Below are 25006 nucleotides of genomic sequence, written 5' to 3'. Positions count from 1 at the left end.
CTGTCGCAATACAGGGAAAGGAGCGCGGGATAAAATGGTGAATTAGAGAAGGAGGCAGCGATGACGCGGCAGACAAAAGACAATGGTAATTCTGAAAACCAAACAGCCACGCGCGTCATCACGGTCGATTACGATCTCTATGCGCACTATCTGGCCGACACCGATCTCAGCGAAGATCAGAAGCTCGAATTCCTGCAAACGCTCTGGAACATCATCTGTGAGTTCGTCGCCCTGGGCTTCGAAGTCCATCCGGCGCAACAGGCGAAAAACGCCTGTGGAGAACTCCCGATCCAGCTCGCAAATCCGCCAATTCTGGGGGGCGATAGCGTACAATTAGCGAGCAAAATTCTTGATAAGCAATTTAAAGACGCAGCTCACGGGGATCGCCCGCGAGCAGCGGAGAGGATTCCAAAATGAGCACCAACACGAAACCAACACCTGCAATCATTTATTGCCGGGTTTCGAGCAAGAAGCAGTCGGCCCAAGCGTCTGGTCTGGAGTCGCAGGAGTATCGCTGCCGACAGTTCGCGGAAGAACACAATTACGATGTCGAGGCCGTGTTCCCCGATGACGTTTCGGGCGGCGGCGACTTCCTGAAACGCGCCGGAATGGTTTCCCTTCTGCGGTATCTGGATCGCCAACGCGGCAAGAACTATGTGGTGATTTTTGACGATCTGAAGCGCTTCGCGAGAGACACGGAGTTCCATCTCCGCCTGCGCAGAGAGCTTCAGATCAGGAATGCCCGCGTGGAGTGCCTGAACTTCCGTTTCGAGGACACACCGGAAGGCAAGTTTGTCGAGACCGTCTTCGCCGCACAGGGCCAATTAGAGCGCGAGCAAAATGCACGTCAGGTTCTTCAAAAAATGAAAGCCCGCGTGGAACAAGGCTTTTGGGTGTTTCGCGCGCCTGTCGGCTACAAATACGAGAAAGGCCAGTATGGCGGGAAAGTCCTCGTGCGCGATGAACCGCTCGCGTCCATCGTTCAAGATGCACTTGAGGGCTTCGCAACGGGCAGACTGTCCACCCAAGCCGAAGTCCAGCGCTATCTAGAGCGCCAGCCACTCTTTCCGAAAGATACGCCAAAAGGCGAAATCCGTGCGATGACAATCTCGGTGTTTCTGAGAAAGCCGATCTATGCCGGTTATGTGCGTGCGCCCAAATGGGGCATCTCGTTGCGTGAGGGGCAACATGAAGGACTGATCTCTTTAGCGACGTACCAGCGCATTCAGGAACGTTTGCAAGAAACCGGTTACGTCACAACACGAACTGACAATCACGAGGACTTCCCGCTGAGAGGCGCGGTGGTCTGCTCGGGCTGCGGTACGACGCTTACTGGAGGATGGTCTAAAGGCAAAGTTCGGCACCACGCTTACTACCGCTGCCGCAAAAAAGGATGCGATCACTACGGCAAATCCATCGCGCGCGCCAAACTAGAAGGATCGTTCGATGAGTTGCTTTCAAGCCTGCGCCCAACCAAGGGGCTCGTCAGTGTCGCGACGGCCATGTTCAAGGACGCCTGGGGCCAACGCGCCGCATTGGCGGAGGATCAGGTTGATCATGTCCGCGCGCAGATCCGCGAAATCGATAGCAAGATAGACAAACTCGTCGAAGCTGTTGTCGAAGCCAGCCACCCGAAAGTCGTGTCGGCTTACGAAGCCAAGATCGATAACCTAGAGAAGGAGAAACTCCTCCTGCTTGAACGGGCCGCCAATCCCGTACCGAGCCAAGCCGTCTTTGACGAGGTGTTTGAACACGCTTTGACGTTCCTAGCGAACCCTCAAAAGCTATGGAACTCGGGCGTTTTCAGGCAAAAGCGCGCTGTTCTCAAACTCGCTTTTGGGGATTTCCTAACCTATGATCGGACGACCGGGTGTTTGAACACCAAAAAATCGTTACCATTCAGTATGTTAGCAGGCATATCTGGGGAGAAAAAGGAGATGGTGCTGCCGGAGTGATTTGAACACTCGACCTCTCCCTTACCAAGGGAGTGCTCTACCCCTGAGCTACGGCAGCATTTTTCGGCAATAAAGCCGGGCGGCGAGGGAGGCCCCTCGCGAAGCGCGCGGAACATGCCATAGGCTCCCCCCAGGTGCAAGCCCGTTTCTTGACTGGATTTGAACCCCGCTTCCGGGCACTCTCCGGCCATGGCGAAAACCCCGAAAGAAACGGATTCCCGCGGCGCCAGGAGCGAGGCGGAACTGCGCGCGGAGCGCCGGGCGGCGGCATTGCGCGCCAATCTGCACCGCCGCAAGGCGCAGTCGCGCCAGCGCAGCGACGCGCCAGCGGAAAGCTTAAAGAAAAGCACGCCCGGCGATTCGTGACCGTCCCGGCAGTGCACAACCGCCTCTCAACGCCAAAAACCTGCCGCATTCTCGGGAAATTCTGACAGTTCGCGGGGTTGAGAGACCTCATCGCGATGCGGTAGAAATATGTGGGGCTCGGCGCTGCGCGGCGCGGGCTCTTTCATGAATTGGGGACCTTTATGGACAAGTTGGTGATTCGCGGCGGCACTCCGCTCAAGGGAAAGATTCCGATCAGCGGGGCGAAGAACGCAGCCTTGCCGCTGATGGCCGCGACATTGCTGACCGACCAGCCGGTCACTTTGACCAACATGCCGAAGCTCGCCGACATCCGCTCCATGGCGGCCCTGCTCGACCAGCACGGCGTCAAGCGCAGGACCCAGGACGAGGCCGGCGGCGGCCAGACCGTCGATTTCCACGCAGCGACCATCGAGAGCACGACCGCGCCCTACGACCTGGTGCGCAAGATGCGCGCTTCCGTGCTGGTGCTCGGCCCGCTGCTCGCGCGCTGCGGCGAGGCGACGGTGTCGCTGCCCGGAGGCTGCGCCATCGGCAACCGTCCGGTCGACCTGCACCTGAAGGGCCTGGCCGAACTCGGCGCCGAGGTCGCGCTCGAGGGCGGATATGTGAAGGCAGAGGTGCCATCGGGCCGGCTGCATGGCGGGCGCGTGGTCTTTCCGCTGGTCTCCGTCGGCGCGACCGAGAACCTGATGATGGCGGCCAGCCTCGCCGACGGCGAGACCGTGCTGGTCAACGCGGCGCGGGAGCCGGAGATCACCGATCTCGCCGAATGCCTCATCGCCATGGGCGCGGAAATCGAGGGACACGGCACCGACACCATCCACATCCAGGGCAAGGAGAGGCTCGGCGGCGCCATTCACAAGGTGGTGGCGGACCGGATCGAGACCGGCACCTATGCCATGGCGGCCGCCATCACCGGCGGTGATGTCGAGCTGACCGGCACCCGGCCGGGCCTGCTGGACAACGTCTTCGAGATCCTGCGCGAGGCAGGCGTGAAGATCGAGGAGGGCGACCGCTCGATCCGGGTTTCCGCCGAGCGCGGCAAGCTGCGCGGCGTCGATGTCATGACCGAGCCCTTCCCCGGTTTCCCGACCGACCTTCAGGCCCAGTTCATGACCCTGATGTGCGTCGCCCGGGGCGCCTCCATGGTCACCGAGACGATCTTCGAGAACCGCTTCATGCATGTGCCGGAACTGAGCCGCATGGGCGCGAACATCAACGTGCATCACGCCTCGGCGCTGATCCGCGGCACGGACCGGCTGATCGGTGCGCCGGTCATGGCGACCGATCTCCGGGCCTCGGTCAGCCTGGTGCTCGCCGGCCTTGCGGCGGACGGGGTCACCGAAGTGAACCGCATCTATCATCTCGACCGCGGCTATGAGAATCTGGTCGAGAAGCTGCGCGCCTGCGGCGCCGACATCAAGCGTGTCGCGGCCGAGGCCAGCGAGGAAGTGACAGTCTGAGTGGCGGGGGCCATGGTTTCGCGAGACGTATCCCTACTGCAGGCGGGCGACCGTCCGTTCCGGGTCAGGGCCGAGGACGCCGAGGATCTGGCCGTCGTGGCCGCCTTCCTGCAGGACGCCCTGCTCCCGGTCTCCGGCATGACCTACGAAGCGGAGGATGGCCGCTTTGTCATGCTCGTGCAGCGCTTTCGCTGGGAGACCGCGCCGGAAGCGGGCACCGTTCCCGCCGAGGGCGACACGCTCTATGCGGAGCGGGTCCATTGCGGCATCCGCTTCGACGGCGTGACCAAGGTCCAGACCCACGGCTTCGACCGCGGCAAGCGGGAGCGGATCCTCAACCTGCTGACCGTGCACCCCTCGGACGGGCAGATCGACATCGCCTTCGCCGACAACGTGACCATTCGACTCGCAGTCGACCGCATCCTGTGCCATATCGAGGACCTCGGCGAGCCATGGCCGACCGTCTTCACGCCGTCCCATCCCGAAGAGGACACGGAACCGGCAGCGGCGGACAAGGCCTCGGACGCCTGATCGGACTGCCGCCGGGCACAGTCGCGGCAGGCGGACAAAGACAGGAGATAACGCGGTGAGCGCGAACCAGCCATTGATCCTCGCCCTGCCGAAGGGCCGGATCCTGAAGGCGATCACGCCCATACTGGAACGGGCAGGAATCCAGCCGGAAGACGACTTCTTCAACGAGTCCTCGCGACGGCTGCAGTTCCATACCAACGATGCGGATCTCGAGATCATCCGCGTGCGCAGTTTCGACACGGCGACCTTCCTCGCCTTCGGCGCCGCCCATCTCGCGATCGCCGGCAGCGACGTGCTGATGGAATTCGACCACCCGGAGATCTACGCCCCGGTAGACCTCAATGTCGGGCATTGCCGCCTCGCGGTCGCCGAGCCGGCGGAGCTCGCCGCCAAGGAAAACCCGCAGCACTGGAGCCATCTCCGGATCGCGACGAAGTATCCGAACGTCACCCGGCGGCACTTCGCCGCGCGCGGCGTGCAGGCGGAATGCATCAAGCTGAACGGCGCCCTTGAGCTCGCACCCGGCCTCGGCCTCTGCCGCCGCATCGTCGATCTGGTCGAGACCGGCTCGACGCTGAAGGCGAACGGCCTTGTCGAGGTCGAGCAGATCGCCGCCGTCAGTTCCCGTCTCGCGGTCAACCGCGCCGCCATGAAGACCCGGCCGGGCCCGGTGAAGAACCTGATCGACCGGATCGGGGAGGCCGCCCTTGCCGCGTAAGCTGACAGCCGGAGCGCCGGGGTTCGAGAAAGAGTTCGAGGCGCTGGTCAATTCCAAGCGCGAGACCGACAGCGATGTCAGCGACACCGTCGCCGGCATCATCGCCGACGTGATATCGCGCGGCGACGCGGCGCTGATCGAGCTCAGCCGGAAATTCGACAATATCGATCTCGCGGAAACCGGGATCGCGATCTCGGCGGAAGAAATCGCGGCAGCGCGTTCCGCCTGCTCGCCCGAAACCCTCGCAGCGCTGGAGACGGCCGCCGCGCGGATCGAGGCCTTCCACCGGACGCAGGTCCCCTCCTCCATCGACTTCACCGACGCGGACGGCGTCGGGCTCGGGCTCCGGCACTCGCCGGTCGACGCCGTCGGGCTCTATGTCCCGGGCGGCAAGGCCGCCTATCCGAGCTCTGTGCTGATGAACGCCATTCCGGCGCGCGTCGCCGGGGTCGAGCGACGGGTCATGGTGGTGCCGACACCGGGCAACGAGATCAACCCGCTGGTGCTCGCCGCCGCCGAGATCGCGGGGATCACCGAGATCTACCGGGTCGGCGGCGCGCAGGCCGTCGCCGCGCTCGCCTACGGCACCGAGACGATCCGTCCGGTGGACAAGATCATCGGCCCGGGCAACGCCTATGTCGCCGCCGCCAAGCGGCGGGTCTTCGGAAAGGTCGGGATCGACTCGATCGCCGGCCCGTCCGAAATCCTCGTGGTCGCCGACGGTAACAACGATCCCTCCTGGATCGCCATCGACCTGCTCTCGCAGGCCGAGCACGACGAGGTCGCTCAGGCGATCCTGATCACCGACGACGCGGACTTCGCGGGCAAGGTCGAGGCGGCGGTCGCCGATCATCTCGCCACCCTGCCGCGGGCGAACATCGCCGGCGCGAGCTGGAACAATCACGGCGCGGTCATCGTCGTCGACAGTCTCGCCGATGCCCCTGCCCTGGTCGACCGGCTGGCGCCGGAGCATCTTGAACTTGCCGTCGACGATCCGGACGCGCTGGCGGCCAGGATCCGTCATGCCGGCGCGATCTTCCTCGGCCGGCACACGCCGGAAGCGATCGGCGACTATGTCGCCGGGCCGAACCACGTGCTGCCGACGGCGCGCACCGCGCGCTTCTCCTCCGGGCTCGGCGTGCTCGATTTCCTCAAACGCACCACCTGGGTGAAATGCGACGAGGCAAGCCTTGCAGCCATCGGCCCCGCTGCGGTGACGCTTGCGGAAGCGGAAGGACTCGGCGCCCATGCCCGCTCGGTCGCCATCCGCCTCGGAGCGGCCGCCGAATAGGCGGGAGGGGAGCATGGTGCGCGATTTCGGCGACGGCCCGATCGAGGATGACGACGAGGAGGGCCGCGCCAACGCGCGGATCTCCAAGATTGAACTCGACGAACACACCGTCGTCCGCCGCAGCCCCGAGGTCGAGCACGAACGCGCGGTCGCGATCTACGATCTGCTGGAAGAAAACTCCTTCGCCCCCGCGGGCGACGAGGATGGCGGTCCCTACGAGCTGAAGCTCCGGATCGAGGAAAACCGGCTGCTCTTCGATATCTCCGACCCGGAGCGTGGCGGCAATTACCAAATCTGGCTCGCCATGACCCCGTTCCGCCGTGTCGTGCGGGACTATTTCAAGATCTGCGAGAGCTATTACGACGCCATCAAACACCTGAACCCGTCGCAGATCGAGGCCATCGACATGGGCCGGCGCGGGCTGCACAACGAGGGTTCGACGCTTCTGAAGGAGCGCCTCGCCGGCAAGGTGGATATCGATTTCGACACCGCCCGCCGCCTCTTTACCCTCATCTGCGTCCTGCATATCCGGGGCTAGGCGGACCATGACGGATCGCGTCACGCCCCCTGACCTGCAGTCGCCGCTCGGCGAACCTATCCGGGAGCCGAGCGCCATCCTCTTCGCCTGCACCCAGAACGCGGTGCGCTCGCCGATGGCGGAGGCGATCATGAAGCACCTGATCGGAATGAAGGCCTATGTGGATTCCTGCGGCGTCCGAAACGGCGATCTCGATCCTTTCGCCGTCGAAGTGCTGAACGAGATCGGCATCGACATCTCACGCCACGCACCGAAGAGCTTCGAGCAGATGGAGGACGATTTCTTCGACGTCATCATATCGCTCTCGCCGGAGGCGCAGCACCGCGCGATCGAGATGACCCGGACCATGGCCTGCGATATCGAGTACTGGCCGATGCTGGACGCCACCATCATCGAAGGCTCGCGCGAGATCCGCCTCGATGCCTACAGGCAGGTGCGGGACGAACTGATGCGGCGGATAAAACAAAGATTTTCCGCCCTGATGAAGCAAAACGGAACGCCCGGCTGAACGCTTTGCAGTTCTGCCATGAGGAGAAAAGACCTTGACCCGGGAGACCTCCCGGAGCACTTATTTGCGCGATCTTCGCAGACCTGTAAGGAGTAGGAATGGCCAAAGAAGACGTTATCGAATTCTCCGGGACCGTGTCGGAACTGCTTCCGAACGCGATGTTCCGGGTGAAGCTGGACAATGACCACGAAGTGCTCGCCCATACCAGCGGCAAGATGCGCAAGAACCGGATCCGCGTGCTCGCGGGCGACCGGGTGAACGTGGAAATGACCCCGTACGATCTGACCAAGGGTCGTATTACCTTCCGCTTCAAATAACTCTTCCGAGGTGAAGGCCATGTCTGGCCCCCTACGATTGCGCGCCCCTTCCGGCGCGCATTTCGTTTTGGCCTCGGCCTCGCCGCGCAGGCTCGACCTGCTCGGCCGGATCGGGCTGAAACCCGACCATGTGAGCCCCGCCGATATCGACGAGACCCCGAAAAAGGGCGAATTGCCGGACGCTTATGCCGAGCGCGTCGCCTGGGAAAAGGCGCATGCGGTTGCGCAGGAACATCCGGATGCCTGGGTTCTGGCCGCCGATACCGTCGTCGCGAGCGGACGCCGCATCCTGCCCAAGGCTGAGAGCGAGCAGCAGGCGCGCGCCTGCCTGAAACATCTCTCCGGGCGGCGTCACCGGGTGATCGGCGCAATCCGGCTGATCGGGCCCGGAGGCTATACCCGCAGCCGGATTTCCGAGACCGTCGTGACCTTCAAGCGACTGACGCAGGAAGAGATCGGGACCTACATCGCCTCCGGCGAGTGGGACGGCAAGGCCGGCGGCTATGCAATCCAAGGTCTGGCGGCGATCTTCATTCGTTTCCTCTCCGGTTCCCACTCCAATGTCGTCGGGCTCGATCTCTACGAGACCCATGCCCTCCTCGCCGGATGCGGTTTCCGCTATGGTGAGGACGATGCGTGATCCGGACCGCCTGATCATCGACAGATCCCCGGGAGAGACCCGGATCGCTGGTCTCTCCGGCGGACGCCTGACCGATCTCTGGCTCGAGCGCGCCGGCACCCCGCCGCGCCGCGTCGGAGAGATCGTGCTGGCACGCGTGACCGCCGTCAGGCCGGAACTGAACGCGGCTTTCCTCGATATCGGACATGGCGAGGCCTTTCTCAATCTCGGCAAGCGCAAGGCGCCCGCCGAGGGTGCGCTGGTCGCAGTGACCATTACCGCCGACGCCGCGGGCCGCAAACAGGCGCAGGCCTCCCGGCAGGTCGTTCTCGGCGGCCGTTACATGAGCCTGCGGCCGACGGAAACCGATCTCTCCATCGCCGGTGCGATCAAGGCCAAGGGCAAGCGCGATGCGCTGAAGGAGATGCTGGAACCTGGGCGCCCCGAGAAAATCGGTTTGCTGGTGCATGAAACCGCGACGGATGCGGAAAAGATCCAGCTGCTTTCCGACTTGGCCACGCTGCTGAAGGAATGGAAAGCGGTCGAGGACGCGATCGTGGCCGGAGACGGCCCGAAGACGATCCGCCCGGCTCCAACTGCCGAAGATGTGGCCCGTGCGCTTTTCCCGAGCGCTGCGGTTGAAGAGAGCAGCAACGGCGCCGGGTTCGCCGACGACGACGTGGACGGGCAGATCGACCGGGCCCTCGCCCGGCGTCTGCAGCTCGCGAACGGTACCGCGCTGACCTTCGACGAAACGGAAGCACTGGTCGCCATCGACGTGGATGTCGCGGCCGCGGGACGCGCGCCGAACGGCTGGGCACAGCTGTTCGAGGAGATGGCGCCCGACATCGCCGCGGAAATCCGCCGCCGCCGGCTCTCCGGTCTCGTCCTGGTCGATTTTCCGCGCCTCTCCCAGAAATCCGACAGGGAGCGCGTCGCGGACGCGATGCAGACCGCCTTCGCGGGATGGCCGCTCGGCGGCGGCGACAACGAACAGCCGCCCCAGGTACTCGGCTGGACGCGGAGTGGGGTGCTCGAAATCACCGTGCAGCGTGCGGGCCGCAGCCTCGCGGAGGACTATCTTCGCCCCGTCGAACAGCATCCGCGCGCAGCGACCGTTGCGCTCGCGGCGCTGCGCCGGCTGCTCACCGAAACCGGCGGGATTGCGCATCCCGAAATGATCTGCGCCCCCGATATCGCCGACTGGCTCGCCGGCCCCGGTGCGAAAGCGCTGGAGGAGACGAAAGAACGCCTCGGCGGTACCTTGCGGCTGACCCCGCAAACGGACTATGCGTTGGAGCGGATCGAGATAGGTCCGGCGCGGCGTTAGGACCGGAGAGGGCGATGGGCGAGATCAGCGAGTTCGACAAGAAGAAGCGCAAGCGCAAGCCCAGCTGCGCGATTTGCGGCAAGCCGGTCGACGCCGCCTATCGGCCGTTCTGTTCCGAGCGCTGCAAGACCATCGATCTAGGGCGATGGCTCGGCGGCGAATACCGGCTGCAGACCAACGAGGAGCCGGACGAAGCCGAACTGCTCGATCTGGCAAAGGCGCTGGAAGAACGGCAGGAACGCTAGGCCGCCTGGCACCAGAACTGGTACATCGCGAGAAAGCTGTCCGGATTGTCCCTCTCGAATGCATCCCAGTTGGCCGGGTCTGTCGCCGAGGGATCATTCGGGAACCGCTTGAGATAGGCTTCCCGCAGCGCCTGTGACGCCGTTTCCACCCCGACGAGTTTCAGATCCAGCTCCGCCACCGCCGCGCCGATCTCCGGCCAGGTGAAACGCACCTCGCGGCGATGGAACAGCAGGTCGCGGCAGCCGCTGAGGGAATAGAAGTCCCCGGTCTGCCAGACGATCGCCGCCGGGTCGTCCTCCGCCAGCAGCAGCGCGTCCCGCCGCCGGGCGCGTATCTCGGCCGCGATCTCCTCTTCCCCGGTCGCCTCGATCTCCGCCCGAAGCTTCGCGAAACGCTCCCGCGCGATTTCGCTGTAGAGCGCGACCCGCATCAGTCCGCCCGGCTTCAGCAGGCCCCTGAGGGCGCGCCAGCCCGCCATCGGGTCCGCCATATGATGCAGCACGCCGGAGCATTCGATGACGTCGAACCGCTGCTCCAGTGCACCGAACCCGAGAATGTCCGCCTGCGCGAAGGAGATGTTCGTCCGCCCGAGCTCCCGCGCCATGCGCGCCGCGTAGCCGAGCGAGCGTCGGCTGAGATCGACGGCGGTGACCTCGACGCCCTCGTAACGCGCCGCCGTCTGGATCGCGTGCCGCCCGGTGCCGCTGCCGGCGACAAGAAGCTTCGGCGCCTTCAGGTCGATGCCCTCGAAGCGCATCGCCGGGAACCTGTCGCGCAGATGCGCATCGAGCGGCTTTCGCCGGATCTGCCCGTCGACGCTGCGCCAGCGCGGATAGGGATGCACCTCGTACTGCGCGCGCACCTTGTCCGAAATCTCGTCCGAGATATCCGTCAGCGACGGCAGCGCCGTGCCGAGCGTGCGCTCTTCCTCCGGCTCGCGGACCGTCCGCTCCAGGATCGGAAGGCAATACTTTTCCCCTTGAAGCGCCGCGAAGGCAGCGGGCACCTCGGCGATGTCCCTGTATAGAGCGACCAGCAGCGCCTCTTCGGGCGTCAGCGTCTCCGCTGACAGCATCGGCGCCAGTGCCTCGCTCTCCTCCGGCGTCAGGTGCCAGGCGAATTCGGAGGTCGTCGCCTGCAGCGCGAGCGGAACGGCGGACGCCATCTTCACCCCGCCTTCGAGCAGCAAACGCCTACGCTCCGCGATCATCCAGGCTTCGAGGCGCGGATCGGGCACGGTGGTCCAGGTCAGCAGTGCCGCGAGCAGCGCATCCTCCGGCAGCGGTGGCGGGGGTTCACCATCATCGCGGTACCATCGCCAAGCCGCCTCCGCGCCTTTCGTCGCCGAGCGGTTGGCGAGCACAAGGGAAAGTGCCGCCGGCGCTAGCCGCTGCAGATCTATATCGCGACGCTCGAAGAGAGCGAGCAGCAGGGTGCGGAGTGCCGGATCAGGCTTTTCGAAACGCAGTCCGGCGAGCGTATCAAGCAATTCGCCGAAATATCCCGCGTCAGGCGCGTTGCGATGCGCGCTCTCGAAATGCCGGACAGCGGCCGCTCCTTCGCCGAGCTGCAGCAGGGCCCGCGCGAGATTGGCTTCGGCGACAGCATAGCCCGGTGCGAGCTTCAGTGCCCGGCGATAAGCCTGCACCGCCTCTTTCGGCTTTCCCGCCGCCTTCAGGGCGACGCCGAGATTGTTCTGCAGTTCCGGCTGGCGCGGATGGGCCTTCGCGGCCTCGGCGAAGATCGCCACCGCCTCCCCCGCCCGGCCCTGACGCATCAGCTGCGCGGCCTCGCGGAGCCGCGCCATGGGATCCGGCACCGCCACCGGTCAGCCGTCGATATGGAGGTCGAAGGCGATGCTGATCCGCTCTCCGCCGCCGCGGAACGGGATCGTGCTGTGCCAGACATAGGAGGGGAAGACCACCGCCATGCCGAGCTCGGGACAGATCGCCTCCAGCTTACGGGTGCCGCGGTAGGGGATGCCGTAGCCCGGCCGGTTGAACTCGAGCCAGCCGGCGCGCTCCGGATCGTCCGGCCGCACCGTCTCCGGCACGGCGGCGTAATAGGTCCCGCTCAGCCAGCCGGCGTTGTGAATATGCGCACTCTGATGCCCCTCGTCGCCGAGGATATTGGCCCAGATATTCACCGCATAGCCTTTCGGGATACGGGCGAAGAAGGGGTGTGACGGGTCCTTCTTCAACCCGGCAATATATTCGTCCAGCCCGGCGCTCAGCATGCGCTCGAACGCAGCTGTCGCGGGCCCCTTATGATCGAACAGCTGCGGCACGAAGGCACCGCCGCGGATCGCCCGGCGCAACGGGTCGAGATCGCCCGAAATGTTCGGATGGTTGCGGATCTCGTCCGAGAGCGCGGCATTGAACTCCACATGGTTCCGGTAGCCGTCCGGCACCTCGAAACGGATCGGGCGAGTCGCGGTGCCGTGCGCAATCAGCCGATCGACCTCATCGTAGCGCCCGAGTTCCTCCAGCGCGACCGAGCGATAGGCCGTCGCGCGGACATGGTTGGGGTCGCGAGCGAGCACCCGGTCCGTAGCCGCGAGGGCTCCCTCGACATCGCCCTCGATCAGTAGCGCCTGCGCCAGATTGTTAGCCGCAGGTATGTTTCCGGGCTGCCCCGCGAGCGCCCGCCGGTAGGCGATCTCCGCCGCGCCGTACTCCTTGTCGAGCTGGAACCGGTTGCCGAGCCCGACGAACGGACCGGTATTCTCAGGCCCCGCGAGGAGCGAGCGGCGCCAGGCCGCGCTGGCGGCCTCCGGCTCGTTCCGCGCGTCCAGCACATCGCCCCGCGCGTTCCAGGCCTGCAAGAAATCCGGCGCTGCCCGGATGGCGGCCTCGGTCAGCCGGTCCGCTTCGTCCAGCCGGCCTTCCTTCAGATAGATCCGGGCCCGCAGCGTCGCCGCGGGCGGATTGCCGGGCGCCACTTGGAGAATCCGGTCGTAGATCTCCGCCGCCGCCGCGGTCCGGCCGGCATTCTGGTGTTGGATCGCGAGCGACAAGGCCTCGGACAATTGCATCTTTCGGGTCCCTCTCCGGCAAGCCCGCTCTTGGATAGCGCCGATATCCGAAGCCATCAAGCGGCCCGCAAAAAAAGCACGGATTGGGCGCTGGACAGCCTCCCTGATATCTTCTATACAGCTGCCTCTCAACGATATGGCGGCGCATCGCGCAGTCATATCAACGGTGTGCCCAGGTAGCTCAGTTGGTAGAGCAGCGGATTGAAAATCCGCGTGTCGGTGGTTCGAATCCGCCCCTGGGCACCACTTTCTCCCTGAAAACCCGAGACTCCCTGCCGTCGCTCGATCAGTTTGGGCCGACCGATGGCGTTCCGTCACTGCTGCCATCGCAACAACAGTCCCTCCGCGATGCAGCATGGCTTTCCGCAATGCAGCATAACAGTTGGCTCCGGACACCGCCTGCGCTAAGCCCCCCTTCCAACCGATCAATACGTCGCAGGAGACGATCCGTATCGGCTTGGAGAAGACATATGAACCATCATTCACGAACCGCGGAACCGGTCCCGCGCCATATCGGCCCGGCCGATATCCGCGCCGCTGCTCCCGACCGGCCGCTGGTCTGCCTCACGGCCTATACCGCGCCCGTCGCGGCCTATCTCGATCCGCTCTGCGATCTGCTGCTGGTCGGCGACTCGCTCGGTATGGTGATCTACGGCATGGACGGGACGGTCGGCGTCACGCTCGACATGATGATTGCTCATGGCCGCGCCGTGACGAGGCGGGCGCACCATGCCCGCGTCGTCGTCGACCTTCCGGCGGGCAGCTACGAGGACGGGCCGGAGCAGGCGCTCGAAAGTGCCCGCCGCGTCATGGAAGAGACCGGGGCCGACGCGGTAAAACTTGAGGGCGGTGTCGCCGTCGAGGCTTCGATCGCTGCTCTCGTCGAGGACGGCATCCCGGTGCTCGGTCATATCGGCCTTCTGCCGCAGCATGCCGAAGACGGCTTCAGGATCCAGAGACGCGGCGAGGACGGCGCCCGGCAGGTGCTCGAGGATGCCCGCGCCGTCGAACGCGCCGGCGCCTTCGCGGTCGTCATCGAGGGCACGGTCGAGCCCGTCGCCCGCCGGGTGACCGAGACGATCTCCATCCCGACCATCGGGATCGGCGCCTCCGCCGCCTGCAGCGGCCAGATCCTGGTCACCGACGACCTTCTCGGCCTTTATGACGGGCACCTCCCGAAATTCGCCGAACGGTACGCCGATCTCGCGGGCACGATCCGCGAAGCGGCGCAGCGTTGGGCGGATGACGTACGCAGCCGGGCCTTTCCGGCCGAACGCAACACCTACGCCGAAAAGCCGGCGCGAAAGGGCTGAACCATGGACATCATTCGCACCAAGGCCGACCTGCGCAACCGCGTGAACAGCTGGAGGAGCGCCGGCGAGACCGTCGCTCTGACGCCGACGATGGGCGCGATCCACGAAGGTCATCTCTCGCTCGTCCGGCTCGGCCTCGAACGCGCGGACCGCTGCGTCGGGACGATCTTCGTCAATCCGCGGCAGTTCGGACCGAACGAGGATTTCGCGACCTATCCGCGGGACGAGGACGGCGATTTCGCCAAGTTCGAAACGGCGGGCTGCAGCGCGGTCTATGCCCCTGGGCCGGAAGAGATCTACGCCCCCGGCTACAAGACCGAAGTCATCGTACACGACATCTCCGAGGTCATGGAGGGCGCCAGCCGTCCGGGTTTCTTCACCGGCGTCGCCACCGTGGTCTCGAAACTCCTCATCCAGGCGATGCCGGACATCGCGATCTTCGGGGAGAAGGACTATCAGCAACTCGCCGTCATCAAGACCATGGCGCGCGACCTCGACCTGCCGATGGAGATCCTTGGCGCCCCGACGGTGCGCGAGGCCGACGGCCTAGCACTCTCCTCACGCAACGCGTATCTGAGTACGGATGAACGGCAGATCGCTCCGGCGCTCCATGCGGCAATTGTCGCGGCGGCTGCCGCGGTGCAAAGCGGCATCGCTCCGGCCGTCGCGGCGGAGCAGGCGCGGAAGGCGGTGCTCGCGGCCGGTTTCCAACAGGTCGACTATATCGACATCCGGGATCAGGACAGTTTCGAAACCGCCACGGACCCTGGCGAAAATCTCAGGATCTTCGCCGCTGCCAAACTCGGCAGCTGCCGCCTGATCGACAATATCGGCATCTGACGGAACGTCCCGATCAGGCTATGCTTCCCTCCGGGGCCGCGACACGACGGCCCGGAGGGAGGAACGCAAGATGGCTATCGAGACGCCGAACTACCCGGAACATGCCGCACTCGGAGCGCTCGACTCGCGCCCGGTCGACCCGGAGAAGCTCGACTGGAGCCCGACCCGCTTCGAGGGGGTCGAGATGAAGGTGCTGATGGAGGACAAGGAAACCGGGCTTATGACCGCCCTGTTCCGCTGGCAGCCCGGCGCGGTCCTGCCGTTTCACGAGCATACGGATATCGAGCAGACCTACATGCTGGAGGGCCGGCTGGAGGATGAGCAGGGCGCGATCGGGCCCGGCGAATATGTCTGGCGTCCGGCGGGCAGCCGGCATGTCGCACGGGCCCCGGAAGGCGCGCTGATGCTGAGCATGTTCCACAAGCCGAACCAGTTCCTCGACGAGGGCGCCTGATCAACCCGGACTTTTGACCTCGATATCCCGGTCGGGCAAACCGGCGGACCGATTCTCCGCAATCTGCAGGAATGCAGCCTCGAGGGCCGCGACATAGGCTTTCGTCGAGAAGAAGCCCCCCGGTTCCGGCTGCCGCAGCCGGGCGCGGATGGCAGCGAGAAAGGGAGCATCGGCGGCGAACCGCTCAACGCGGGCGAGATAGTCCTCCGGACTGTCGGCGATTCCCTCCGGTAAGCCCGCCGCGGTCAGGATGCTGGCCGACATCCGCCAGGCGAAGCAGCGGCCGGGCCGTGTCACGACCGGAACGCCGCGCGCGAGCGCCAGCACCGTCGTGTGACCGCCATTGTAACCGAGCGGATCGAGGGCGATATCGGCGGCGGCGATACGCGCCCGGTGATCGCGGATCCCGGTGGGCTCCGCGAAACGGATCCGGTCCGGCGACAGCCCCGCCTGCGCGGCGAAGCGACGAAGATTCTCCGTCCCCTCCTCCGATTGCGTTGCGACCCAGAGCAGCGCGCGGGGAATCCGTCTCAAACACTCGAACCAGAGCCGAAGCGTCGCCATGTCGACCTTATTGAGCCGGTTGAAGGCGGCCATGACGAAAGCGTCCTCCGGCAGCCCGAGCTCCGCGCGGGAGGGGGCGGGGTCGTCCTCCGCCTGGTCGTCGACTGGCAGGAAACTTCCCGGCATCAGGATCAGGTGTTCGGAGAAACCCGGGCGCTCCTCCTCGGGTACCACGACCCTGTCCGCGACTGTGTAATCCACGGTCTCCGCACCAGTCGCCCCGGGGAATCCGATCATCGCCACCCGGACAGGAGCCGGACCGCGGCGGAAGACATCCTCTTCCGGGCTCAGCGGCGTGCCGCTCAGGTCGACCAGGATGTCGATCCCGTCGGCACGGATCCGCTCCGCGAGCGCCGCCGGCGGGAGACCCCCGACCTCCCGGAAATGGTCAACGGACAGCCGCACCGGCCCCTGAACCGGACGGACCGGCTCCGCCGTTCGGTCATAGACGAAGGTCTCGAACCGGCTGCGATCGTGATGAACCAGCATGCTCCGGACGGAAAACCCCACAGGGTGCATCCGAAGGTCGGAGGTGACATAGCCGAGGCGGAGGCGCCGCCCGCCTTGCAAGCCCCATTCCGGCCAGCTCCGGGACTCCGGCGCACCCGCAATGTGCATTGCCGAGGTGGTTGCAGCGAGCGCTATCCCGGGATCGTCTCGGCGCTCGAGCACGGAGAGCGGGGACTCGAAAACCGTATCGCCGCGCCGCAATTGCTCTCTGAGAACGGCGTCGAGCAGCGGCTCGAAATAATATGAAGCCGGAAAATTGAGCGCGTCCCGGAAGCCCGTTTGCCCGTTTACCAGGGTCCGCACGACGCTCGCACTCACCGCCAGCAAGCGGGCCGGTGCATCTCTGAGAAAACGTTTCTGCCAGCTACAACCGCCCTGCTTACCGGCAAGCGTACAGAACAGCTCGACATAGGCCTCAATCTTGTCTGGCCGGTCGAGAATATCGGTTCTGTTGCTCATGGACCGGCGGAGGAAATGTTGATGGCGGGATACGACGGCTCATCTTTAACGACAGCCGGAGACTTCGTACAGCCGGCAGCATGAAGAGACCGGGAGATATAATTCGAGCCCATAGAATCCATCCCGGAATATAGGGTTACGTCAATTAAAGCCCTCAATAAATTAACCACTTATTCGACAATGACCGATTCTCGGTCTATTTCCACGGTATTTTGGATTCAAAATCAATTTTAACAAAGCGTAACCTATTAATATTACGATGTATTTTATCAAATACAACTTGCCGCGCGACGTTTGGCAACTAGCTTTTTCTGGAAACCAATCAAGCAAATTTTGCTTTTACTGGCCTATATATGCCAAACGACGATAAACACTATGGCGGGACGATCGCAGACGCTGCGGACCTCTCTCATCCGGAACACCGCGCGCTGTTCGATCACTGGAAGTCGAACCGGCGCGGCGACGACGTTCCGTTGCGCAGCAGTTTCGACCCGCTGCAGTTCCATCGCTCCATGCCGAGGATGGCGATCATCGAGCGCAGCGGACAGCAGGAAGCGCCTGTCTTCCGGTATCGCCTTGCGGGCACCGAAATCGCGCGGCGTGCGGGCCGCGATCCGACCGGAAAGAGTTTCGAGGAGCTGTACGAAGGAAACTATCTCGAGACGGCGAACCGGACCTATCGCGAGATATCCGAATCGGGCCAGGCGCATTTTTCACAGCGCGTCTTCCCGATCGGGGGCGACAGTGGAAACCTGCGGTATGACCGGCTCATCCTGCCGTACAGCTCCAACGGGTCGTCGGTCGACCAGTTCGTGCTGCTGATCGTCGTCGTCGAGCAGGACGCGCCGGTGAAACAGGTGGGCAGCTTTTCCATATTCGGCAGGAAGCGGAGCACATAAAAAAACAGGCGCCGAATCAGCGCCTGTTTCTATCGGTTCCGGTAGATCCAGACCCTATCAGAGTGCTTCGTCGACCCACTGCTGCAGTTGAGCCTTCGGCATCGCGCCCATCTTGGTCGCGGCGACCTGGCCATCCTTGAACAGAATCAGGGTCGGAATGCCGCGCACACCGTATTGCTGCGGGGTCTGCGGATTCTCGTCGATATTGATCTTGGCGACGGTGACGCGGTCGCCCATCGACTGCGCCACTTCCTCGAGCGCCGGTGCAATCGCCTTGCAGGGGCCGCACCATTCGGCCCAGAAATCGACCAGAACCGGCTTGTCGGAATTCAGAACGCTGTCGGAGAAACTAGAGTCGGTAACCGTAACCGTCGACATGGGGGCTTCCTCGTTTGCCTTGTCTCGCATGCCGGGCTCCCACCCTTGCATGAACCGTGAATCTAGGAAGCGTCGGCAGCCCCGTCAAGACAACCGGCCAGGGCCCAGCATTTCCAAGGGGGAAAGGAACTTCCCCTAAGCGGCTGGGGCGCCGGGCGCGTATGAGTCGAGCAGGTCGGGCGGCAGCTCGGTCAGGAACGGCCCGTCCGTCCATAGCAGCAGGCAGCGCACTTCGCGGGCTTCGAACATGCCGGCAAGAAGCGCCCGGTAGGCGGCCATCTGCTTCAGATAAACTGCCGGCACATCCTCCAGACGTTCCGGTGGCGGCCGGTTGGTCTTGAAATCGACCACCGTCACCCGCGCCTCCTCGACGAGCAGACGGTCGATCTGGCCGGACACGACCGTGATCCCGCCGTCGCCGGTCGCGACCTGTCCGACGATGGGCACCTCGGCGCGCGAGGCGGGCGCGAAGAGCCCGGCCCAGTCCGGATGCTCCAGCACCGCCATGACTTCGTCCAGATAGCGCGCCGCCACCTCGGGGGCGAGATCGTGCAGCGGTCGCGCAAGGAACGAGGCTCCCGCCTCCCGGCGCCGCTCCGCCGGCAGATCCGGAAGGACCTGTAGCATCCGGTGAATGAGCTGGCCGCGCTTGAAGCGTCCCTGGTCGACGGGAGAGAGCGGGGAGCGCAGCGCCGGTTCCGGATCGCTCGGCCGCGACGGCATCAGCGGACGCGGCGGGACCGGTTCGGGGGCGGGTTGCGAGAGCGCCCAACCTGGCACCGGCTTGCGCGCATCCGTTCCGGAAGTAACTTCGGCGGGCGGCGTCACCTCCCTTTCCTGTGCCGTCTCATGTCGGAGCAGCGGCAGGTCGGAGCCGGAGGCGGCACTGATCGTGCTGTCTTCGACCTCGGCGGCCAGATCGCCCATGGCGGCGCGTACGAGATCGTACCAGTTACCCTCCGGCGCACGCTGCTTGGTCGCCCATCCGGCGACATAGAGGCGGTCCTCGGCCCGGGTCATCGCGACATAGAGCAGGCGGCGATATTCCTCGTTGCGCTTGCGCTCGGCGGCCTCTTTCGCGTCGGCGCTGGCCGCGGCGTCCTCCGCCTTCGCCGGGGCGCAGAGCGGGACCGGAACACCGTCGTCCGACTCGCTCCAGAGGATCTTCGCCGTGCCGCGCGGCACCTGCATGGTGTCCGGCATGAAGACGATCGGCGCCTGCAGGCCTTTCGATCCGTGTACGGTCATCACCCGGACGCGCCCGCCCTCGCCGCCTTCCATATCGCGCTTGATGTCGCTCTCCGACGCTTCGAGCCAATGCAGGAAGCCCTGCAGGGACGGCACGTGGCCGCGCTCATATTCCAATGCCTGGGCGAGGAATTCGTCGAGCGGGTCCGCCGCCTCGATCCCGAGCCGCTCAAGGATCCGCCGCCGCCCGCTCGGCTCGCCCTCGGCAAGGATGCCGGCGAAGAGCTCGTAGGGTGGCATCGTGTCGGTACGCGCGAGATAGGAGGTGAGCAGCTGATCGGCACGCGCGAAGGAGGCCTTCTCCGGCGCGCGACGGCGGAGCTCGCGCCAGAGCCGCTTCTCCTTGCGGTTCCAGGCGAGCTCGAACAGCTCATCCTCGTCGAACCCGATCAAGGGGCTCTTCAGCACCGTCGCGAGCGTCAGGTCGTCCTCCGGCAGCAGCAGGAAGCGCCCGAGCGCGATCAGGTCCATCACCGCGATCTGGTCGCTCAGCACCATGCGGTCGACACCGGCGACGTCGATGTCACGTTCCTTGAGGGCGCGCACCATCTCGTGCACGAAACCGCCGCGCCGGCGGACCAGCACCATGATGTCGCCGGGGCCGATGGGACGGCCCTTGGAGGGCAGGATTTCGCCCCTCTCGATCCATGACCGGATCCGCCCCGCGATCGCGGCGGCGAGCCGGGAGGCAGGATTGTCGAGGCCGCGCTGGGCGAGCGGCAGGGCCCAGCTGCCCTCCTCCTCGCTCTCCGCCGGCAGGAAGGGCGGCCAGATCTCGACCAGGCTCGCATCGCCGCCGCGCGAGACGCCGTGGCGGATCGACAGCAGCTCGCCGTCATCGCCGACCTCAAGCACGCCCTCTCCCGCCGGACGGCTGTTGAAGAGCCGGTCGACAAGTCCAAGAACGGCAGCGCCGGAGCGGAACGAGACCTCGAGATCGACCGAGGCCCAGGTACCCGCGGCAGCGGCAACGCGCTCCGCGAAATGCCGTCGCATGCGCAGGAAGCCTTCGGGGTCGGCACGCTGGAAGGAGAAGATCGACTGCTTGACGTCGCCGACCGCGAAGATGCTGCGCCCGGCGTCCCGCGCCTCCTCGTACGCACCCTCGCCGGCGAAGAATTCCTCGGTCAGCGCCTGCACCACCTCCCACTGCTCCGGGTTGGTGTCCTGCGCCTCGTCGATCAGGATATGGTCGAGCCCTCCGTCGAGCTTGAACAACACCCAGGCGGCGACACCCGGCCGTTTCAGCAGGTCGCAGACCGTGGCGACGAGATCCTCGAAATCGACCAGCGCACCGCGCCGCTTGCCCGCCTCGTAGCCGTCGAGCACGGCGGCGGAAATACGCAGCACCGCCGAGGTCCGCTCGGCGAGGCCGTGGGCGTTCAGCCGCTCCTTCAGGGCGATCAGGCGCTCGCCCTCGCGGGCAAGCACGGTTTCGATGTCGGCGAAAAACTCGACTGCCGCCTTCGTCGCCAGCCGCTTGCGCATCTCCCCCCCGCCGGTCAGGAAGACACCGCAATAGCTCTCGAAAAGCTCAGGCCGTCGCGCCCCGTCCGCTGTGAGGAAATCAGCGAGTGCGGCACCACGCTCCATATCGGTCTTGCTGCTTTCCACGAGCGCTTCCACTGCCCGGCGAAGTCCGACCAGATCGAGCGCACTGTCCGCAAGTCCGTCGCGCAGCACCGTTTCGGCGGTTTCCTCGGGAGGCAGGTCGAGATGGGTTCTGAGCGCCGCGCCGATCCGTTCTTTTCCGCCGATCGCCTCGATGAATCGGGCGAGCCGGGCACGTTCCTGCAGCAGCTCGGAAACCAGCCCGTCGAAGGTTTCCTCGGCGAAACGGCGGTTGATCAGCCGGAGCGCCTGGCCGAGCACGCTTTCGGGATCGGCCGCCGCCATGTTCAGCACCCGGTCGCGCGCATCCCAGAGCCGCTCGGCAGCGGTGCGGTCATCCATGACCTGGAAGTGCGGAGGCAGACCGGCTTCGAGCGGGAAGCGCTTCAGCACCGCCTGGCAGAAGGCATGGATGGTCTGGATCTTGAGCCCGCCGGGCGTGTCCAGCGTGCGGGCGAAGAGCTGTCTGGCGAGTGCAATTTCATTCTGCTTCGGCTGGCGTCCGAGCAGATACTCGAGTTTCTTAATCAGAACCGTCTCGCCGGTGACCGCCCATTCCGAGAGCTTGCCGGAGATGCGCGCCGACATTTCCGCCGCCGCCGCCTTGGTGAAGGTAAGACAGAGGATGCGGCCCGGATCGGCGCCCGCGAGCAGCAGGTTCAGCACCCGGTCGGTCAGCACCTTGGTCTTGCCCGTCCCGGCCGAAGCCGCGACCCAGACCGAGGCGGCGGGATCGGCGGCCCGGCGCTGCGCCCGGTCGGCCTCCTGGATCACCGCCTTCGGATCGTGCTCCGCCATCTCAGGAGAGCTCCCCGCCGGCGGACCATTCCTTCACCCGCGCCAGATGCTCGTAATCGGAATAGCGCGGCGCATATTCCGGCGCCGGTCGTGAGCGATAGGGCGTTTCCGGGTCGTCGAAGGTCCGGATCAGGTTGAGCAACCCTTCCTCGGCCTCGGTCACGAGGGTCTCGACAGACGCCTTGATCGCCTTGCGCTCGCCCGCAGGATCACCCCCGCTGAGACGCCAATATTCGAGCGCTTCGACCGCACCTTCCGGTAGCCCGTCGAACCCGCCCATCGAGAGGATCAGCGCTTCCAACGGGAGCTGCGGCGAGTAACCGGCCGTGACCTGGCTCTCCGTCGGCGGCGCCCCGGTCTTGAAGTCGACGATCGCGAAGCCGCCGTCAGCGAGCCGCTCGATCCGGTCCGCCTCGCAATTGAGGTCCACCGGGTCCCGCAGCCCACGGATGGCCACGTGACCCTTTTTCTCGGTCCAGATCGCGTCAATGCCTGACCGGCGAACCCGCTCCGTTTCGACGAACCATTCGGCGATACGCTCGAAGCGCGGCCACCAGAAGGCCTGTACCGAGGGATGCGCCATTTCGCGCGCGAACTCGCCCCGCCCGATCTCGATCAGGCGCTCCAGTGCGCCCGGCGGGATATCCTTCGGGAACTCGTTGGTGAAGAGCTCCAGCGCCCGGTGGATCATCGTGCCCCGGTCCGCCGCGCCCGGATCGGCGTCGAGCGGGTCCAGTGCCCGCAGCCCGAGGACCTTTTTGGCATAGATCGCATAAGGATCGCGCACCCAGGTCTCGATCTCGGTAACGGAGAAGCGGCGCGGACGGGCGGCGAGCGGCGGACGCGGGGTCGGCGGCTTCACCGGATCGACCTTGCGCGGCAGGTCGAGTGCCTGCTGCCAGTGCGGAAAGTCCGCGACCGGCAGGCGCACCTTTTCGGTCAACTGCAGCGCACGCAGGACAGTCTCCATGCGCAACCACCAGCGCGAGGCGACAGTCGGCGCACCCTCGACCCGCTCCGCCCGGGTCAGCACCACTTCCGGGGCGGACGCGGCCATCTGGAAATCGTGCGCGGAGAGTCCGATGCGGCGCTCCGGCGCCGGCAGGCCGAACTCGGCGCGCATCGGACGGCTCATCCAGGGATCGGCACCAGGATCGGGCGGCCAAGTGCCCTCGTTAAGTCCCCCGAGGATCAGCAGGTCGTATTGCTGCAAGCGGCCTTCGAGCGGGCCGAGGATGGCGAGGCGCGGATGGGTGCCGTAGCGCGGCCGGTGCACCCGCCCGACCAGCAGAGCTTCCAGAAGGGAGAGATAGTCGCGGCCGTCGATACGCGGAAAATCGCGGGCGGATTCCGCAAGTTCTGCGAGGAAGTTCGCCGCATCCTCGCCTGCCTCTCCCGCCCAGAGCCGCTTGTCGCCGCTCTCCTCGTCCGTCGCCGCCAGCGCCTCGGCGACCGCATTATGGGCGGAGAGCAGATCGATCAGCGAGATCTCGTCACTGCGGAGCAATTCGGAGAAAAACGTGATCGGCTCGGCGAGACGGTCGATCCAGGAGCGCATGTCGTCGCGGTCCTCCGCTTCGAACGCCTCGTCGACCGCGGCGAGCACCCCTGCCGGTCCCGGCGCCGGGCGCGGGCCGCGAAGAACCTCGCGCTCAAGCGTCCTCACCCTGCGCCGGAAGCGCGGCTGCGACATGCCGCCGGCGGCGAGCGGATGTTTCAGGGCGGCGAGCAGCGGCACCGGCGCGCAGGCTTCCGCCGCCATGTCCGCCGTCGCCAGCCAGAAGGTCATCGGCAGGGTCGCGGCGAGCGGTTGGCCGGCGGAATCGTCGACCTCGACCTCCCAGCGCCTGAGCGCCGCCTTCACCCGCCGGGCGAGCGCGCGGTCCGGCGTGACCAGCGCGGCGGTGCGGGTCTGGTCCTCCAGCGCCTCGCGCAGCAGCAGCGCAATGGTCTCCGCCTCCTCGTGATGGCTCGGGCAGCTCAGCACCGACAGTCCCTCGGTCCCGCTGGAGAGCAGTTCCTGATCCGTCTCCGCGAGCCGCCGCCAGGCTTCCGTCGTCTCGGCCGGGCGCAGGACTTCCTGGATCAGCCGCGCCCGTGCTGAATGGGTCTTCCGTTCACCGGCGACCGGCCACACTTGCACCTCCTCGCGCGTCCTGCCGAGACGCTGCAGCAGCAGCGCGAGATTGTGCTGGGCATGGCCGCTGTCACCCTCGATCGCGCTCCAGGTCGCCGCATCCGCGTCCCTGTCGAGCCCAGGCAGCACGACGGAGCCGCGCGGCAGGCCGAGCACCGCGCCCATCAGGCGCGCCGTCGCGGGGATACTGCCGGTCGAGCCGGCGACGATCACCGGATCCTCGGGCGGGTTTGCAGCCCAGAGCGCCGTCAGCCTTTCGACCAGCGCGGCATGCCGAAGCGGCGCTTCCATCGCGCCTTCCTCCGCCAGCATGGCAGGCCAGAACTCGCTTGCGATGGACAGGAATTCAAGCACTTCCTGCCAGTGCGTCGCATAACGTTCGCGCGCGAGCCCGGCGAGGCCCGCGTAGCTCACCTGTTCGGTGTGGACCTGATCGAGAAAGCGCGCGAGTTCGCCTGCCAAGAGCGCCGCATGATCGACCCCGGCGGCATGGATCGCGGAGCCGCTGTCCTTGCGTTCGAGAAAGCGCTGGACGAGTTGCGTCAGCAGGAGCTGGCGGCGGAGCCCCGGAACCGCAGGCGGCAGGTCGCCTGCCGCAACTGCGCCGTCGAGGCCGCCGAAAGCGCCTTCGTCATCGTCGATGTCGCCGACCGGGCGCAGCGAGGGAAGCAGCATCGGCCGCCCGTTGCCGAGGCGGAGGAAACTGTCGCGCAGGGTGCGGACGGCACGCCGGGTCGGCAGCAGCACGGACATTCGGGCGAGCACCATCGGATCCTCGCCCGCCTCCTGCCAGAGGCCCCGCGCCAGCGTGTCGGCGAAGCCGTCGGTCGCCGCGATGGCATAGAGCCCGCCGATCCCCATGGAGCCTCCCCCGGTGGT

General features: G+C 65.7%; 23 protein-coding genes and 2 tRNA genes. 18 read left to right on the top strand and 7 right to left on the bottom strand.

The features are described from left to right. Positions 1-60: 60 nt before the first annotated feature. Both JJ959_RS02840 and JJ959_RS02835 read left to right on the top strand, forming a co-directional pair. Positions 61-417 (top strand): hypothetical protein, encoded by a 357-nt coding sequence (locus tag JJ959_RS02840; protein ID WP_292879748.1) that lies wholly within the window; start codon positions 61-63, stop codon positions 415-417. Then, positions 414-1955: a recombinase family protein gene (locus JJ959_RS02835; RefSeq protein ID WP_292879747.1), complete on the top strand. Its 1542-nt coding sequence runs from the start codon at positions 414-416 to the stop codon at positions 1953-1955. Before JJ959_RS02840 ends, JJ959_RS02835 begins: the two co-directional genes overlap by 4 nt. On the opposite strand, the gene JJ959_RS02830 is transcribed toward JJ959_RS02835, so the two are convergent. Beyond that, positions 1939-2013, bottom strand: a tRNA-Thr gene (locus JJ959_RS02830). The two genes, JJ959_RS02835 and JJ959_RS02830, sit on opposite strands and share 17 nt — an antisense overlap. Before the next feature lie 131 nt (positions 2014-2144). Between JJ959_RS02830 and JJ959_RS02825 the strand changes: the two genes are divergently transcribed. From JJ959_RS02825 to yacG, 11 genes are all read left to right on the top strand, one after another. After that, positions 2145-2321 carry a hypothetical protein gene (locus JJ959_RS02825; protein WP_292879746.1) on the top strand — a complete coding sequence of 59 codons (177 nt, stop codon included), beginning with the start codon at positions 2145-2147 and terminating at the stop codon, positions 2319-2321. 161 nt (positions 2322-2482) lie between these two features. Further along, positions 2483-3784 (top strand): UDP-N-acetylglucosamine 1-carboxyvinyltransferase, encoded by a 1302-nt coding sequence (murA, locus tag JJ959_RS02820; protein ID WP_292879745.1) that lies wholly within the window; start codon positions 2483-2485, stop codon positions 3782-3784. A gap of 12 nt (positions 3785-3796) precedes the next feature. Further along, entirely contained in the window at positions 3797-4315 is a 519-nt protein-coding gene (locus tag JJ959_RS02815) for a DUF2948 family protein (protein WP_292879744.1), read from the top strand. A gap of 55 nt (positions 4316-4370) precedes the next feature. Continuing rightward, positions 4371-5033 (top strand): ATP phosphoribosyltransferase, encoded by a 663-nt coding sequence (hisG, locus tag JJ959_RS02810; RefSeq protein WP_292879743.1) that lies wholly within the window; start codon positions 4371-4373, stop codon positions 5031-5033. Beyond that, positions 5023-6324, top strand: a complete 1302-nt coding sequence (hisD, locus tag JJ959_RS02805; RefSeq protein ID WP_292879742.1) for a histidinol dehydrogenase — start codon at positions 5023-5025, stop codon at positions 6322-6324. The genes hisG and hisD overlap by 11 nt, the downstream gene beginning before the upstream one ends. Before the next feature lie 13 nt (positions 6325-6337). Further along, positions 6338-6862 (top strand): UPF0262 family protein, encoded by a 525-nt coding sequence (locus JJ959_RS02800; protein WP_292879741.1) that lies wholly within the window; start codon positions 6338-6340, stop codon positions 6860-6862. A gap of 7 nt (positions 6863-6869) precedes the next feature. Continuing rightward, positions 6870-7370, top strand: a complete 501-nt coding sequence (locus JJ959_RS02795; protein WP_292879740.1) for an arsenate reductase ArsC — start codon at positions 6870-6872, stop codon at positions 7368-7370. A gap of 98 nt (positions 7371-7468) precedes the next feature. After that, positions 7469-7687, top strand: a complete 219-nt coding sequence (gene infA, locus JJ959_RS02790; protein WP_193183322.1) for a translation initiation factor IF-1 — start codon at positions 7469-7471, stop codon at positions 7685-7687. A gap of 19 nt (positions 7688-7706) precedes the next feature. Further along, positions 7707-8327, top strand: a complete 621-nt coding sequence (locus JJ959_RS02785; RefSeq protein WP_292879739.1) for a nucleoside triphosphate pyrophosphatase — start codon at positions 7707-7709, stop codon at positions 8325-8327. Further along, positions 8320-9636 carry a ribonuclease E/G gene (locus JJ959_RS02780; protein WP_292879738.1) on the top strand — a complete coding sequence of 439 codons (1317 nt, stop codon included), beginning with the start codon at positions 8320-8322 and terminating at the stop codon, positions 9634-9636. The genes JJ959_RS02785 and JJ959_RS02780 overlap by 8 nt, the downstream gene beginning before the upstream one ends. A 14-nt stretch (positions 9637-9650) precedes the next feature. Beyond that, a complete protein-coding gene (gene yacG / locus JJ959_RS02775) occupies positions 9651-9881 on the top strand; it encodes a DNA gyrase inhibitor YacG (protein ID WP_292879737.1) in 231 nt (76 codons plus the stop codon). Here yacG and JJ959_RS02770 read toward each other — a convergent pair. Then, positions 9878-11689 carry a class I SAM-dependent methyltransferase gene (locus tag JJ959_RS02770; protein ID WP_292879736.1) on the bottom strand — a complete coding sequence of 604 codons (1812 nt, stop codon included), beginning with the start codon at positions 11687-11689 and terminating at the stop codon, positions 9878-9880. The two genes, yacG and JJ959_RS02770, sit on opposite strands and share 4 nt — an antisense overlap. Before the next feature lie 21 nt (positions 11690-11710). Then, the gene (locus JJ959_RS02765; RefSeq protein WP_292879735.1) at positions 11711-12916 is read right to left on the bottom strand and encodes a putative 2OG-Fe(II) oxygenase; all 1206 of its coding nucleotides are present in this window, start codon (positions 12914-12916) and stop codon (positions 11711-11713) included. A gap of 170 nt (positions 12917-13086) precedes the next feature. On the opposite strand from JJ959_RS02765, the gene JJ959_RS02760 reads away from it, so the two are divergent. The 4 genes from JJ959_RS02760 to JJ959_RS02745 all read left to right on the top strand — a co-directional run bounded on the left by JJ959_RS02760 (position 13087) and on the right by JJ959_RS02745 (position 15523). After that, positions 13087-13162, top strand: a tRNA-Phe gene (locus JJ959_RS02760). 224 nt (positions 13163-13386) lie between these two features. Further along, positions 13387-14229, top strand: coding sequence for a 3-methyl-2-oxobutanoate hydroxymethyltransferase (gene panB / locus JJ959_RS02755; RefSeq protein ID WP_292879734.1), 843 nt, complete (start codon positions 13387-13389; stop codon positions 14227-14229). A gap of 3 nt (positions 14230-14232) precedes the next feature. Then, positions 14233-15069: a pantoate--beta-alanine ligase gene (panC, locus tag JJ959_RS02750; RefSeq protein ID WP_292879733.1), complete on the top strand. Its 837-nt coding sequence runs from the start codon at positions 14233-14235 to the stop codon at positions 15067-15069. A 70-nt stretch (positions 15070-15139) separates the two neighbouring features. Next, the gene (locus tag JJ959_RS02745) at positions 15140-15523 is read left to right on the top strand and encodes a cupin domain-containing protein (RefSeq protein ID WP_292879732.1); all 384 of its coding nucleotides are present in this window, start codon (positions 15140-15142) and stop codon (positions 15521-15523) included. Here JJ959_RS02745 and JJ959_RS02740 read toward each other — a convergent pair whose 3' ends face one another. After that, entirely contained in the window at positions 15524-17056 is a 1533-nt protein-coding gene (locus tag JJ959_RS02740; protein ID WP_292879731.1) for a hypothetical protein, read from the bottom strand. A gap of 353 nt (positions 17057-17409) precedes the next feature. Between JJ959_RS02740 and JJ959_RS02735 the strand changes: the two genes are divergently transcribed. Next, the gene (locus JJ959_RS02735) at positions 17410-17955 is read left to right on the top strand and encodes a PAS domain-containing protein (RefSeq protein WP_292879730.1); all 546 of its coding nucleotides are present in this window, start codon (positions 17410-17412) and stop codon (positions 17953-17955) included. Between the two features lie 57 nt (positions 17956-18012). Here the strand turns inward: JJ959_RS02735 and trxA are convergent, their stop codons facing one another. The 3 genes from trxA to addB form a co-directional block, all read right to left on the bottom strand. After that, a complete protein-coding gene (gene trxA / locus JJ959_RS02730; RefSeq protein WP_193183351.1) occupies positions 18013-18363 on the bottom strand; it encodes a thioredoxin TrxA in 351 nt (116 codons plus the stop codon). 105 nt (positions 18364-18468) lie between these two features. Continuing rightward, positions 18469-21990, bottom strand: a complete 3522-nt coding sequence (addA, locus tag JJ959_RS02725) for a double-strand break repair helicase AddA (protein ID WP_292879729.1) — start codon at positions 21988-21990, stop codon at positions 18469-18471. Between the two features lies 1 nt (position 21991). Beyond that, entirely contained in the window at positions 21992-24988 is a 2997-nt protein-coding gene (gene addB, locus JJ959_RS02720; RefSeq protein WP_292879728.1) for a double-strand break repair protein AddB, read from the bottom strand. Positions 24989-25006 lie beyond the last annotated feature (18 nt).

The organism is Nisaea sp. (genome assembly GCF_017640745.1).
Taxonomy (GTDB): Bacteria; Pseudomonadota; Alphaproteobacteria; order Thalassobaculales; family Thalassobaculaceae; genus Nisaea.
The sequence above is the reverse complement of the archived record's forward strand: the minus strand, read 5'-3'. Positions and strand labels throughout refer to the sequence as shown.

Coding starts and splice junctions, on each gene's coding strand:
- JJ959_RS02840 (WP_292879748.1), top strand. CDS start 61: ATGACGCGGCAGACAAAAGACAATGGTAATTCTGAAAACCAAACAGCC.
- JJ959_RS02835 (WP_292879747.1), top strand. CDS start 414: ATGAGCACCAACACGAAACCAACACCTGCAATCATTTATTGCCGGGTT.
- JJ959_RS02825 (WP_292879746.1), top strand. CDS start 2,145: ATGGCGAAAACCCCGAAAGAAACGGATTCCCGCGGCGCCAGGAGCGAG.
- murA (WP_292879745.1), top strand. CDS start 2,483: ATGGACAAGTTGGTGATTCGCGGCGGCACTCCGCTCAAGGGAAAGATT.
- JJ959_RS02815 (WP_292879744.1), top strand. CDS start 3,797: ATGGTTTCGCGAGACGTATCCCTACTGCAGGCGGGCGACCGTCCGTTC.
- JJ959_RS02800 (WP_292879741.1), top strand. CDS start 6,338: ATGGTGCGCGATTTCGGCGACGGCCCGATCGAGGATGACGACGAGGAG.
- JJ959_RS02795 (WP_292879740.1), top strand. CDS start 6,870: ATGACGGATCGCGTCACGCCCCCTGACCTGCAGTCGCCGCTCGGCGAA.
- infA (WP_193183322.1), top strand. CDS start 7,469: ATGGCCAAAGAAGACGTTATCGAATTCTCCGGGACCGTGTCGGAACTG.
- JJ959_RS02785 (WP_292879739.1), top strand. CDS start 7,707: ATGTCTGGCCCCCTACGATTGCGCGCCCCTTCCGGCGCGCATTTCGTT.
- JJ959_RS02780 (WP_292879738.1), top strand. CDS start 8,320: ATGCGTGATCCGGACCGCCTGATCATCGACAGATCCCCGGGAGAGACC.
- yacG (WP_292879737.1), top strand. CDS start 9,651: ATGGGCGAGATCAGCGAGTTCGACAAGAAGAAGCGCAAGCGCAAGCCC.
- JJ959_RS02770 (WP_292879736.1), bottom strand. CDS start 11,689: ATGGCGCGGCTCCGCGAGGCCGCGCAGCTGATGCGTCAGGGCCGGGCG.
- JJ959_RS02765 (WP_292879735.1), bottom strand. CDS start 12,916: ATGCAATTGTCCGAGGCCTTGTCGCTCGCGATCCAACACCAGAATGCC.
- panB (WP_292879734.1), top strand. CDS start 13,387: ATGAACCATCATTCACGAACCGCGGAACCGGTCCCGCGCCATATCGGC.
- panC (WP_292879733.1), top strand. CDS start 14,233: ATGGACATCATTCGCACCAAGGCCGACCTGCGCAACCGCGTGAACAGC.
- JJ959_RS02745 (WP_292879732.1), top strand. CDS start 15,140: ATGGCTATCGAGACGCCGAACTACCCGGAACATGCCGCACTCGGAGCG.
- JJ959_RS02740 (WP_292879731.1), bottom strand. CDS start 17,056: ATGAGCAACAGAACCGATATTCTCGACCGGCCAGACAAGATTGAGGCC.
- JJ959_RS02735 (WP_292879730.1), top strand. CDS start 17,410: ATGCCAAACGACGATAAACACTATGGCGGGACGATCGCAGACGCTGCG.
- trxA (WP_193183351.1), bottom strand. CDS start 18,363: ATGCGAGACAAGGCAAACGAGGAAGCCCCCATGTCGACGGTTACGGTT.
- addA (WP_292879729.1), bottom strand. CDS start 21,990: ATGGCGGAGCACGATCCGAAGGCGGTGATCCAGGAGGCCGACCGGGCG.
- addB (WP_292879728.1), bottom strand. CDS start 24,988: ATGGGGATCGGCGGGCTCTATGCCATCGCGGCGACCGACGGCTTCGCC.